Genomic DNA, 12,431 nt, shown 5'->3' on the forward strand with positions numbered 1-12,431 from the left:
TCGGGATGTTCTGCCAGTTCTCGATCGAGGTAAGCCGATCGCGCTCGTGTGGCTCAAGCGATAGCTGACATGCATTATCTAGATAAATGCTTAGACGTGGCAGTTGACCGAACGACCAAATTATTGGCGAGCGCTGTGGGATACTTCGGGGAGTTCGGTTAAGCCCTAACATCGCACCTGCCCTGATTAACTCGCCGATCTGCCGCTCGAGCGCTGCCCGCTTGCATACTCCCTTAACAGCCACTTGGTGGTTCTATAGCGGCCGACGTAAAGCTTGTAGTTGCGGAGCCGCGCCCGCCTCTTGGCGGATTGCCGGCCGGTGCTGCCGTCCTCGTACAGTGGCTCCATGCTTATGTCGAAGTCGAGGTATGGCATCACCGTAAGCTCGAGGAAGCGAGCGCCTTCGAAGTCTTTGCCGCTATGGGCTGGTTTGTAGCTGGCACGAATCAGCATCGAGCGCAGCAGCATGTGATCCTCGCCATAGATCTGGGTGAAGATCTTGCGCTTCGGCCAGACGATCGACCGGGCGATGATTTCATTCTTGCGTTCCACATAGGCGCAGGCCAAATCGCCGGCGCCATAGGCGCGCGCCGGGTGCTCCGTGGCATTGCCGTAGCCGCCATACTTGCCGAGCTTTTCGACCGGTCCTGACATGCAGCTGGACGGGCCGACAATATAGACATGCTCGATCTCGTCCGGTGTTCGCGCTAGCTTCAGTTCGAGGCCCTGCTGATCGGCCGCGAACAGGTTGGCGAGTTGGGTGATCTCGTCCGCGCCGACGAAGTCGGCAAGGTACTTCTGCAGGTAGGTTCCGACCTTCATCTGAGTGTGGAGGTCTCGCTCACCATTTTCCACGCTCTCGGTGAAGGCAATCTTGCTTTTGTCCTTCCTGGAAACATGCAGAAAATGGTCTTTGGGAATCTGGTCGGCCCACCAGACGCCGGACGCAAAGAATGGTTTTTGATATTCGCCCCGGTCGAAGCGGGCCTGCTCGCGGCAGCGCCAGTTCGGGTCCGGTCCCTTGCGCGGGATCAGTTTACGGTTGAGGGTATTGGAAAGCCCGATCTTTTTCGACCCCCGCGTCTCTGCGATGGTTAGCGCCGCCTTGCTGGCACCGTCGACGAACGGCACGAATGTCCCGGGGGCGGGCATTTCGACGATCTGGTACATCAGGCGATGCCCGGTGCCGGCGAGCTGCGCCAGATCGGCCTCTGTGATTTTATTGTCGCTCATGCGTCATTTTCACGCGTCTGAATACTCGCCCTTAGCTTTGGCGGTGAGGCGGAGCCAAACAAAAGCGCCTCTAAAGCCTTCTCAGTGCTGTACTTGGCCAGGGCCTGAATTAACGGCCGCACATAATACTGTCTCTCTTCTTCCTGTATGAGCTTCGAATCGCTCAGCGAGGTCAGTGCCAGTTCGATCAACTCGATCGCCCGTTCCTTGTTGCCGCTCTCGTAATAGTACTCAGCGATCGCCCCATAAGACCGGAACTTATAGCCATCGGCTTGCGGTGGATTCAGCCATAAAATGTGTTCAGCCAAATCCCTGCCCATTGCAAAGCGCTCGGCAAGGGGGAGGTGCGAGGCATCATTTGCCGGATCGAAGAGTTGGGTTAGAGCCACCGTCATCAATTCCTCGGACCCTTTATCGATCGCGTCACGAACCAATTGGCGCATGACGGGCAAGCCGGCCCGTAAGTCGCGAATTTTGTGAAGCAACAGATTGACATGAATCTCACGAAGGTCGATTTCGTCCGGCATCAAGACGAGCCCCTCTTGGACCGCCGAGAGCGCCGTCGTCCAATCCTTTGCCCACAGCGCCGCCCGAAGTTTAGCGTAGATTGGCGAGGTGGGCGTTAGCTCGCGGGCTACCCGTTGGTTCTGCTCAATCCGCTTCGCGTCGGCGGCTTTAGCTTCTTCGCTGGTTCGCCAGACCCCTTGAAGAACCTTCGGCAAAACATCATTGAGTTGCATTGGATGTCCTATGAACGCGATGTGGCCGTCGCGATCGACGACGAAAGAGATGGGAATCCCGGAGCAAAACTGGGGTCTCCCCAAAGCTGCTTCATCTCGCCTGTGAAGTCGAACGCAATCCGATAGTTCAGTTTCGGAGACGTTTCGGTCAACCACGCCTCCAACTTGGTTCTGGCCTCGTCCGCCGTTGGTGCTTCTTCGCCACATGCGACTCCGATGACCTCAACTCCGCAATCTTTATATTTCTCCTGCAGTTGAACGAGATAGGGCATCGCCGCCGTCATACATCGTCCGCACCTACTTGCCCAAAATTCGACAATGTAGACTTTCCCGCACTCGAAGTTCGCAAGGGGCTGGCCACGCAGCCAACTCCCCACCTTGATGGGAGGAGCCAAAGATTCCATGCGCAGCGCCACGTTGCTGTCCGACATATTATCAAACCCTACGCGACTTATTTTGACCGCTTGTCTCTAAGAAACGGGTGGAGAGCATCGATCGCGTGCGTGCACTCAGCACTCTTAGTACTGCGTGTTTGCAATGAGTGTGCCAGCGGTCGGAGCGCGTTAGGCCTATGATCGCACTTTTGAAAACCCCCCGGCGCCCAATTCGGGCAGTGTTCTGAACCAGACGCGTTTGGCGCCAATGTCACAAACTAGACACAGATCGCGCCTTGCGCCGCCTACAAACACTGGTGTGGCGGTTGTGAGCCGACTTACAAGTATAGCTGGTGAGCTAGACGGATGGTCCGACAAAGACGAACAGTGTGTCCGCCAGCATGGCTTGCTTCGATAGCTCCGACCAGCGCGCGACTTCGTTGTGTTGCACGTCTTAGGTTTAAAGGCATGCAGAAGGGAGCTACGCACGGCATGAGAAAAGCGGGGTAACGAGGCCAGTGCCGAAGCATGCCAGAAGCTCTCAAGGAGAGCGATATGCCGCGAAGGAGATTGCAAACATATCCCATTTCGTCAGCCCGACGAGATCGACGACCCAGTGACCAATGTCCTGCGCGCCGCGGCAACTTCTGGGCAAGCTATCACGAAATTATCTTGCCACGGTAAAAGGAGTTGAAGCCGACGAAAGCGCCGTGTCCTGTGGCATGGTTATGGTCCGTCGCGAACGATCAGGCCGGCAGCGGCCCGATCGAAGTAGCGCGGCCGAATGTCGCAACCGCGGGGCGGCTCGAGATGGCGAGCTGATTCCTGCGTGAGGTTTGTCTGGCGCCGAACCGGCGTCCGGCGAAGCGGCGATCGACGTCTTAGTGGAAAATTACCGCGCCAAGTAGGGCCAGGTGATCAGATTGTCTATCAATAATCGTGCCGCGCTGCTAACCTTCTACGGCTCTCTAGCCGAACATGGGATTCACTTGCGCACGACCACCCGCAACTTCCGAAACGACGAGATGATGAAGCTTCGCGCGCCCGTGGAGAAGGCCCCAGACCTGCGCGAGATGATTGGCTTTGCCGCCAACGGCTGATGAAGCTGGAGGTCGCCGTACAGACCGGAGCGGCCTACGGCGAGCAGAGTGCCAGCGGTTGAACTACGCATTCCCAAACTGCGCAAGGAAGCTACTTCCCGGGTTCCTGGAGCCGCGCCGCATGGCTAAGAAAGCGCTGAGCGCAGTGACGAGGAGGCCTACGTGCAGGGCGTCTCGAACCGCTCGGTGGATCATCTCGTGCAGGCCATGGGCATGACCGGGATCTCCAAAAGCCGGGTCAGCCGGCTCTGCGGTGACATCGAAGACAAGGTGTGAAGGCTTTCCTCGCCTGCCCGATCGAAGGCGACTGGCCGTATTTGCGGACCGACGCCACCCACCTGAAGGTGCACCAGAATAGCCGCATCGTCTCGCTCGCGGTGTTCCTCGCGGCCGGTGTCAACGGCGACGGCCGGCGCGAGATCCTCGGCATGGACATGGGCCCGTCCGAAGCCGAGGCGTTCTGAACGACTTTTCTGCGCAAGCTCGCCCACCGCGGCCTACGTGGCGTAAAGCTGGTTGTGTCCGATGCCCATGAGGGCATCAAGGCCGCCGTCAGCAAGGCGCTCAACGCGACCCGGCAGCGCTGCCGCGCGTCCCCTTCATGCGCAACGTCTTCGCGCATGCGGCAAGAGCCGGCCGGCGCGTCGTGTCCGCCTTCATCGCCACCGCGTTCGCCCAACACAATGTTGAAGCGGCCAGGGCGCAGTGGCGCAAGGTCGCCGATCAGCTCCGGCCTCAAACTGTCCAAGCTCGCGACCCTCATGGACGAAGCCGAGCTCGGCGTGCGAGCCTATATGAGCTTCCCGGCTCCGCACCACGCCAAGCTCCACTCGACCGATCCGATCAAGGGCCTCAACGGCGGAATAAGCGGTGGACCGAAGTCGTCGGCATCTTCCCAATGAAGACGCCATCGGTCGCCTCGTTGGTGCGTTTTTGCTCGAGCAAAACGACCAATGGGTCCTCCAGCGCGCCCGCTACATGACACTGGAAACCATCGCGTCATTGAGCGATCATCGTCGTTCTGCCCGCTGTGGCAGGCTGATGCCTTCCGACCCGCCGGAACATCGGCGGTGACCTGCCGCCAGCTACACCACGCCACGGAACACGATCCGCCCAAAACGCCGTGATCGACGGGCTGAGCCGTCGCCTACAGAACTGCCGCGCGCTCAGATATGCTCCACCAGCGAACTCTCCTTTTCCATGGAAGCTCACGATGCGCTCTCCAGCGTGATCCCAAGAACGCAGGGTTCGAAGCCCGTGGGCGGCGGGCCTACCAATTCTGCCTGCTCTTTCGGCTCGCGAGACGCCAATAAGGATCATGGAGCCAACTCATCGACATGGTCGAGCGGATCGTCGACTCGACCGCACGGCCTGTGCGCGTTCACGGTGATGGCTCCTTCGGCAATTTCAATAATGCGCGCCTGCTAGCACGAGAACTTCGTCAGCGCGGGCGTCCCGGGTGTCGCGTATGAAGGCCCCGGTGAGAGCCGACGCGAACTAGTTGCCAAGGCTCGCATGATGCCATCCACGCAGCATTCCCGGGACTTGAGGCCGTCGCGAAAGCTCGACGTCGCGCTAGTCCTTATCCTCGTCGCGCTCCTGCGACGGATCTGAGATCAGCTTGAGGCGTATCGCCTTGATGATACCCAGGACGCGGGTCCTCGTATCAAGCTCTTGCCGGGCGTTCTTAACATGATAATTGACCGTATTCTCGGTGATCTTCAGTTCCTTCCCCATGACGATCTCCCTTCTGCCCCCAACTGGAGGCATTGTTTTTCGCGCTCGGATAGCTTCACTGACGTATCGTGGTTCATGTTTTAGGCGCTCCGTATTACGACCAGATCGCAATCTCTAACCAGCAAGCCGCATGCCAGTTGGGGGCTTGAGAAAATCAGGCGACAAATGCTTGAGAAAGGGCGGACGATCGATTTGCGTCGCCTTAGCGGTCGAAGCATCGCGACATAAGTCGGAAACTCAACGTCCCCTTTGCAGCACCGGCGACATCAGTCGATATCGATCAAGAAGAGCGCGGCCTAGAATGGGACCGTTTTGCTCTCTTCATCTGCGGCGACGGCGCGGTGTGTAACTGAACAGTAACCGGCATGTGGCCCCCACCGAGCCGCCGCTCGGTTTGCGCTCGATAAAGCCTGGCATGAGCTGATCGGTGGAGGTGGAACGATGGCAAATGCCATGCTTGATGCCAGGCAGGAAGATGACGCCTATCGTCGCGTCGAGGTGATCACCGGGGAGCGCCGACGGCGTCGGTGGACTAGCGAGGAGAAGGCCCGGATCGTGGCAGAGAGCTTTGAGGAGGGTGCGAACATCTCCGAGGTTGCGCGGCGCAATGGCGTTTCGCGCGGGCTGCTTACGGTGTGGCGCCGCCAAGTTGCGGCGGCGGTGGGGGGCAAGGCACCGAACTTCGAGCCAATCGAAATTGGTCCCGGGATCGATAGCGGGACAGCGGGCGAGCATGAACGTATTTCCGGGCTACAGACGAGGCCTTTGGAGATCGCCGCGCCGCCGGCCAAGGTTTGCGGAGTTGTCGAGATCGAGGTGAACGGGGCGCGCATCCGGGTCGAGCCGGGCGTTGAGCTGGCGACGCTGTCGACCGTGCTGGCGGCGCTTCGGGGTATCCGGTGATTGCGCTACGCTCTGACCTCAAGGTGGTGCTGGCGACACAGCCGGTCGATTTCCGCAAGTCGGTGCATACACTGTCGGCACTGGTGAGCGAAGCGCTGCGTGCGAATCCGTATTGTGGTGACGTCTTCGTGTTCCGCAGCAAACGCACGGACAGAGTGAAGCTTCTGGCGTGGGACGGCAGCGGCATGGTGCTGGTGACGAAGTGGTTGCACCAGGGGCACTTCACCTGGTCGCTGATCCGCGAAGGCGTGGTGCATCTCAGTGCGACACAGCTCGCAATGCTGCTCGACGGACTCGAGTGGACGCGCGTCTCGGCCAAGCTCGTGAAGCAGCCGGCAATTGTCGGCTGAGAGGAGAGGATTTCGCTGGAGCCTGCGGCGCGCGGAGGTATGGTCCATTTATGGCGATACGCCCCGGGACGTTTCCCGACTGATCCAGCCGCTCTAACGGAGATGGTGCTCGCGCTCGACGCCCAGAACGAGAAGCTGCGTGTTGCGGTGCAGACGCTCAAGGAGATGATCTTCGGGAAGCGCTCGGAACGCCTTGCCACGCTCGTGGCCGAACAGCTTGCGCTTGAGCTTGACGATCTTGAGACCAGTGTCACGCCGCCTGCAGCTGCCAACGACGATGCACCTGCGGTGAAGCCGTCCGATAAGCTACGTAAGAAGGCGCGCCGCAACATCGGCGCGTTGCCCAAGCATCTGCCGCGCTGTGAGCAGGTCCTGGAGCCGGAGGTGACGGCCTGCCCGTGCTGCCAGGGCCAGCCTCACAAGATCGGCGAGGACGTCAGCGAGGTGTTGAACGTGATCCCGGCGCTCCTGCGCGTGCTGCGCACGATCCGTCCCAAATACGGCTGCCGCGGCTGCACCGATGGCGCGGTCCAGCCAAAGTGCTGCCGCGCCTGATTGAGGGCGGTATGGCCTCGACGGCCCTCGTGAGCCATATGGTGGTCTCGAAGTTCGCCTGGTATTTGCCGCTGTACCGGTAAGTTCAGATCCTGGCCGGCCACGGCATCCATCTTGACCGCGCGACACTCGCCGGTTGGGTCAAACGTACCGCCTGGTGGCTCAGGAGCCTTTATGAGCTGTAGCTGCGGATCATTCAGGCTGCGCCGCGCGTGTTCTGCGACGAGACGCCGATGCCGGTGCTTGATCCAGGACGACATCGTCCCCGCATCTGCCAGTTCTGGGCGCATGCTATGGATCACCGGCCATGGGGTGGCCCCTCGCCGCCGGCGGTTACCTACGTATTCGCCGACGGCCGCGGCACCGAGGAGATCGCCGGACAGTTGACGGGCTTTTGCGGCGTTCTGCAGGTGGACGGTTATGCCGCCTACAAGGCCGTGGCCCGCCGTCATGGCGGCGCGATCCAGCTCGCCTTTTGTCTCGTCCATGCTCGACGCAAATTCGTCCAGGTGTACAAGTCCACGCAGTCGCCATTCGCGCGCGACGTGATTGAACGGCTGCAGGCGGTCTATGCGATCGAGGCAGAGATCCGCGGCAGCAGTGCGGAGCAGCGGCTGGCCGCCCGCCGCACCAGGAGCGCCCCGTTGATGGTGGCGCTCAATGCGCTACTGATTGAGATGAGCTGTTTTCCCAATCGAAGCTGACAGAGGCGATCAACTATGCGCTCAATCACTGGGACGGACTGACGCTGCTTCTCAGCGATGGCCGCGTCGAGGTCGATTCCAACACGGTCGAGCGTTCCATGCGCCCGATTGCCATGGGAAGACGCAACTCCTTGTTCAGCGGGAGCGAAGGCGGTGCCGAGAGCTGGGCCATCCTCGCGTCGCTCATGAACACCGCAAAGCTCCATGAGCTCGATCCGCAAGCCTATCTGACCGACGTGCTGGAGCGCATTGTCTCCGGTGGAACCAAGAGCCATCAACTGCGCGAACTGCTCGCCTGGCACTGGAAGGCGGCGCGCCAGCGCACCGCACAGGCCGCGGCATGAGCCCGGGTCGTCATAAAGCAGCGTCGTCAATGACGGCAGCCGCGATGCCACTCGAGGAGCTCGAGCGATGGCTGCAGGCTAGGGTCGATCAGCATCCTGACGCCACCAATCTCCCCATGCTCGACGGCTACGTCGCCGCAATCGTGGCCGGACCGGTGTCGATGAGCCCACTCGACTGGATCTGCCCGCTGCTCGCCATCGATGCCGATGCCTTCAACCACGGCGGCACCCCGGAGTTTGCAGCCATATCGGCTGTCGTCCTGCGTCACAACGACATCAGCAACACCCTCTCGACCGCACCCGACAGGTTCGCGCCGATGCACCGGCGTAAACCCAGTGGAGACGTCGATCCGCGACCATGGTGCCAAGGCTTCTACGCCGCGATGCGGCTCAAGCTATTGGCGTGGGCACCGTTGCTGGACATCGGCAACGTCAATCACGGCCTACTTCTACCTATCCTGCTGCACTGTCGCGACGATCAGGGCCGACCGCTGCTTGGACCGCCACGAAGCGGCCGCGAGACCAAGAAACTTCTGCGTAACGCCCACGCCGATATTCCCACGGCGGTCGAAGCCTTGCGGCAATACTGGATGCCGATCCGCTACGCCCGCGCTCACTGATCACTGCGGACGTGGGAGCTCATGCCGGTTACCTTCAAAATAACCGCGGCAGCGCAACCTACGGGAATCTCGCAATGCATCCCCGCTTTGGGACTGAAGGCCGTGGGGAGGGGGCCAAGGTCCTCACGCGTGTGTGTCGCCTGACCCCGGCAGTACAATGGTCAAACACTTGATCAACGCAGCCGTGGAAAACGGTTTGGCAAGAAAGCAGATCCCGCCAGCCTTGATCGCTCGTGCGCGCACCCCATCGCCGTGATGAAGATGAACGGCATACGATGACCGGGGCTTCGCATATGCATCAGCAGGTCAATTCCGCTCATCATGGACATTTGGACGTCGGTAATCACGCAGGTCGTCTCGGCCAATGCCGCAGCGCGCAGGAACTCCTCGGCGGAGGCAAAGGCAAGGACCGCGTATCCGTACGATGCCAGAAGATTGCTCGTTGCACTGCGAACGGATGGATCATTGTCGATGACCGAAATGATAGAAGGCTTTGACAAACTGATTGCTCGTGATCCGGGCTGCTCCGCCTGCGGAATGTTCACAGTAGAGGGGCTACGAGCCACATCAGAGGTTTGGGAGCAGCTTGAGTGTCGGGAGAAGGAGACGCTGCAAGACGCGGAACGTCTAACCGAGCAACTTCTGGACCGGCTGATTTCCGAAAGTTTGCCGGACGAATCCGTAACCCAGGATCATGTCAATGTACTGTATCGGCATTGGCCATTGCCGATGTACAATCTCGACCTCCATCCGATCCCGGTATCTCTCGAAGAGCTGAAGGCCGAGCAGGAGCGCCTCCTCTGGGCAGAGGTCGGCGACCCTCGATGACACTGACGATTTGAGTGATCAATCCGATATCAGCATGAGTTTGCGAGGTTTGAGCTGGTCCCGCAAATCTGAACAGCGCGATAAGTGGAGTTTCTGCCTGACGGCGGGCAAGATTGACCCGCGAATCAGGAGCGACGATGAGCAGACGAGCACGGCGGAACGACACTGCGGCTTTCACGGCGAAGGTGGCGCTTGCCGCCCTCAAGGGTGACGGCACGCTGGCACAACTGGCGGAGCAGTTCGACGTTCACCCCAATCAGATCACATCGTGGAAGGCGCAGCTCGAAGGCGGCGCTGCCGATGTGTTCGGTCCGGACGGCGGGAGTCGGATCGCCGAACCCACCATCGACGTGAAGTCGCTGCACACCAAGATCGGCGAGTTGACGCTGGAGAACGAGTTTTTAGAAGGAGCGCTCACCAAGGCGGGATTGCTGAGCGCAAAGCGATGATCGACCGTGAACACGATCTGCCGATCAGCAAGCAGGCGGAAGCCCTGAGCATCAGCCGCGGCAGCGTCGATTACCTGCCGCGTCCGGTGTCGCCCAAAGACCTCGCGCTGATGCAGCGGCTCGACCGGCTGCACCTGGAGTTTCCATTCGCCGGTTCGCGTATGTTGCGACGCCTACTGGCTGCAGAGGGGTGCAAGATCGGCCGCCGGCATTTCAAACCGCTGATGCGGCGGATGGGGATAAAGGCGCTGTACCGCCGTCCGCGCACCACCCAACCCGAGCCCGGGCACAAGATCTATCCATAGCTGCTGCGCGGTATGGAGATCACGCGTCCGAACCAGGTTTGGGCGATGGACATCACCTACATCCCGATGGCACGAGGCGTCGTTTATCTGGCCGTGGTGCTGGACTGGGCGACCCGCCGGGCGCTGTCGTGGCGGCTGTCGATCACCATGGAGGCCGCATTCTGCGTCGCGCCACTGGAAGATGCCATGGCCCGTCACGGCAAGCCGGAGATCTTCAACACCGACCAGGGCTCGCAGTTCACCGGCGCGGCGTTCACCGGAGTGCTCGCTGACAATGACATCGCCATCAGCATGGAGGCCGCGGCGCCTGGCGGGACAACGTGTTCGTCGAGCGGCTGTGGCGCAGCGTCAAATACGAGGAGGTGTATCTGCGGGCCTACGACAGCGTCAGCGAAGCTCGCGCCTCGATCGGCCGTTATTTGGACTTCTACAATTGCCGCCGTCCACATTCGAGCCTTGACGGCGGCACACCGGATCAAGCCTACTTCACCTCGCTGCCGCTTCGCACGGCAGCCTAAACCCGGCAGAGGCTCCACTTATCGACGCGCAGTTGCTGTTCAGACAACCGGGACCAGGTCAGTTACGCGGCCAAGGTCATTCGAATGGGACGCCTTCTTTGGTGTACCCAAGTTTGTCGGCGGCGACCACTAGTTCGTCTCAGGGTGGGTCGCGCATTTATATGGCTTGGTCACGCCTTGGTCGAAATGCATCTCGCCGAGGCACGAAGAGACACCCGCTATAGGGGCTATGACCGCAGCTTTTCGATCTCCGAACGCAACTGCGCATGTTTTTCAGGATTTTGCGTTTTCAATTTTGCGATATTGAGCAGCTTCCGCCGAACCGCCGGTAATTGCGCGGCCTGCGGTAAGCCGATAGGCCTCGAAGTCCGGCTCGCCGTCATGGAGCGTTAGCAGAAAGCGCATCGCCGCGTCGTCGAGCCGTGCAAGCATATCGGACAATAACCGCGACCGCGCTGCCTTGAGCTCGTTGAGGCCGACGGGCGGCACCGTCACTCCCTCGAACTCCTTGGCAAAGATGTCATCAAGTTCTGACAATGACGGACGGACGAGTTCATGCGGAGGACGCCCCGAACTTGCGACGTAGACGAGGAACGTGCGGTAGAGCGCGTCGGTCAGTTCTTCATTGTCATACAGAAACTTCACCTCGAAGAGGTCGCGCGGATGCTGTCGGTCGACAGCAGCATTGAGCTTGCCGCCGAAGAGATCCTCGAATGCCACCACTTGCATCTCCGCAAATCCGAAGGCTTCGGCGGCCGGATCGCTGACGACGCGAAGCTCGGGAGCGTGAACCTTGCCGCATGCGACAGGTGACGTCTCGACTTTGATTTCGGCGCCAGCCTGCCGGACGAGGAGCCGCGTGTCGTTATTGTCGCTGCCGGCGATGCGCTGAACGCTGACGCCGCGGAGATCACGCTGAATATCCTCGCGAATGCGATCAAGAGCGGCGTCGATCCCTGCGAGGGTTGCGTCGCGGTCGCCGATCGGCAAGTAGACGAGGTCAATATCGACCTACAGTCGTGGCATGTCGCGATAAACGAGATTGATCGCGGTGCCGCCTTTCAGAGCGAAGCTGTCCTGACTCGCGATGTAGGGCAATGTCCGGACCAGCAGCTCCACCTGGCGCATGTATCGTTCACGCGCCATCGACCGTTTCCTGTGGCACGAGCTCGGCCGGAACTGTCATGCGACAGGTCGGGTGAAGCCGCCCGCCTTGCACAAGGCTGCGGTCACCGCGGCCCAATTCTATATGGGCGGTGTCGATGTGCTTTCGCCACGGATGTACATGCTTGTCCGCATAAATGAAAAACAAGCGCTTGACTTTGATGCTGCGGCACTCCTCGAGCAGTTGGTTCAGCAGTTTTGGTCGCAGGCTCACCAAGCCCTCGAACAGCGTATCGACCTTTTGGAAGCTTTCATCCGCAGGGAGCTCATCCAGCATTTCGAGAATCGCTCTCTCAGGCGAAGACATCCTGATCGGCCATCTCCAGGGGCTGAGCGCAAGTTCGCTGTTATCGTTGTCCGACAGGCTGAATGCGGCATCCTCGACGCCGACCGGCTGAGATCCAAACGGTGCGTCGGATGTCTGAGCGGTCAGGAAGGTCCCGCGGCTGAAAGAATCCGAACGGCGACCCGAGCAGCCTTCGAGGACCTTGTCACCCAAGCGATCAA

General features: G+C 60.3%; 9 protein-coding genes and 5 pseudogenes. 7 read left to right on the forward strand and 7 right to left on the reverse strand.

Annotated elements, in window-relative coordinates; genetic code table 11:
• Positions 1-186 precede the first annotated feature (186 nt).
• The 3 genes from XH89_RS40460 to XH89_RS42340 are packed head-to-tail and all read right to left on the reverse strand — an operon-like array spanning position 187 to position 2,404.
• Positions 187-1,233 (reverse strand): hypothetical protein, encoded by a 1,047-nt coding sequence (locus XH89_RS40460; protein ID WP_128929790.1) that lies wholly within the window; start codon positions 1,231-1,233, stop codon positions 187-189.
• Positions 1,230-1,973: a hypothetical protein gene (locus XH89_RS42335; protein WP_308421720.1), complete on the reverse strand. Its 744-nt coding sequence runs from the start codon at positions 1,971-1,973 to the stop codon at positions 1,230-1,232. The genes XH89_RS40460 and XH89_RS42335 overlap by 4 nt, the downstream gene beginning before the upstream one ends.
• A gap of 8 nt (positions 1,974-1,981) precedes the next feature.
• Positions 1,982-2,404 carry a TlpA disulfide reductase family protein gene (locus XH89_RS42340; protein WP_308421721.1) on the reverse strand — a complete coding sequence of 141 codons (423 nt, stop codon included), beginning with the start codon at positions 2,402-2,404 and terminating at the stop codon, positions 1,982-1,984.
• 968 nt (positions 2,405-3,372) lie between these two features.
• Between XH89_RS42340 and XH89_RS41970 the strand changes: the two are divergent.
• Positions 3,373-4,521 (forward strand): annotated as a pseudogene (locus tag XH89_RS41970) (IS256 family transposase).
• Between the two features lie 501 nt (positions 4,522-5,022).
• Here XH89_RS41970 and XH89_RS40475 read toward each other — a convergent pair.
• A complete protein-coding gene (locus XH89_RS40475) occupies positions 5,023-5,184 on the reverse strand; it encodes a hypothetical protein (protein WP_232995617.1) in 162 nt (53 codons plus the stop codon).
• A gap of 441 nt (positions 5,185-5,625) precedes the next feature.
• Here XH89_RS40475 and XH89_RS42345 point away from each other — a divergent pair, with 441 nt between their 5' ends.
• The 4 genes and pseudogenes from XH89_RS42345 to XH89_RS40495 all read left to right on the forward strand — a co-directional run bounded on the left by XH89_RS42345 (position 5,626) and on the right by XH89_RS40495 (position 8,660).
• On the forward strand, positions 5,626-6,087 hold the full coding sequence (locus XH89_RS42345; RefSeq protein ID WP_128929789.1) for a transposase: 462 nt from the start codon (positions 5,626-5,628) through the stop codon (positions 6,085-6,087).
• The gene (tnpB, locus tag XH89_RS40485) at positions 6,084-6,437 is read left to right on the forward strand and encodes an IS66 family insertion sequence element accessory protein TnpB (protein ID WP_128929788.1); all 354 of its coding nucleotides are present in this window, start codon (positions 6,084-6,086) and stop codon (positions 6,435-6,437) included. Before XH89_RS42345 ends, tnpB begins: the two co-directional genes overlap by 4 nt.
• 39 nt (positions 6,438-6,476) lie before the next feature.
• A pseudogene (locus XH89_RS40490) lies at positions 6,477-8,040 on the forward strand (IS66 family transposase).
• A gap of 29 nt (positions 8,041-8,069) precedes the next feature.
• Positions 8,070-8,660: a YecA family protein gene (locus tag XH89_RS40495; RefSeq protein WP_128955102.1), complete on the forward strand. Its 591-nt coding sequence runs from the start codon at positions 8,070-8,072 to the stop codon at positions 8,658-8,660.
• A 123-nt stretch (positions 8,661-8,783) separates the two neighbouring features.
• Here XH89_RS40495 and XH89_RS40500 read toward each other — a convergent pair.
• Positions 8,784-9,160 (reverse strand): annotated as a pseudogene (locus tag XH89_RS40500) (response regulator transcription factor).
• Here XH89_RS40500 and XH89_RS40505 point away from each other — a divergent pair.
• Positions 9,132-9,488, forward strand: coding sequence for a hypothetical protein (locus XH89_RS40505; protein ID WP_128955101.1), 357 nt, complete (start codon positions 9,132-9,134; stop codon positions 9,486-9,488). The pseudogene XH89_RS40500 and the gene XH89_RS40505 sit on opposite strands and share 29 nt — an antisense overlap.
• Before the next feature lie 137 nt (positions 9,489-9,625).
• Positions 9,626-10,760: pseudogene (locus XH89_RS40510) on the forward strand (IS3 family transposase).
• Positions 10,761-10,987: 227 nt separating this feature from the next.
• Here the strand turns inward: XH89_RS40510 and XH89_RS40515 are convergent.
• A pseudogene (locus XH89_RS40515) lies at positions 10,988-11,906 on the reverse strand (nucleotidyl transferase AbiEii/AbiGii toxin family protein).
• Positions 11,896-12,423, reverse strand: a complete 528-nt coding sequence (locus XH89_RS40520; RefSeq protein WP_232995616.1) for a type IV toxin-antitoxin system AbiEi family antitoxin domain-containing protein — start codon at positions 12,421-12,423, stop codon at positions 11,896-11,898. Before XH89_RS40520 ends, XH89_RS40515 begins: the two are co-directional and overlap by 11 nt.
• Positions 12,424-12,431 lie beyond the last annotated feature (8 nt).

Source organism: Bradyrhizobium sp. CCBAU 53340 (assembly GCF_015291645.1).
In the GTDB taxonomy this organism is placed as follows: domain Bacteria; phylum Pseudomonadota; class Alphaproteobacteria; order Rhizobiales; family Xanthobacteraceae; genus Bradyrhizobium.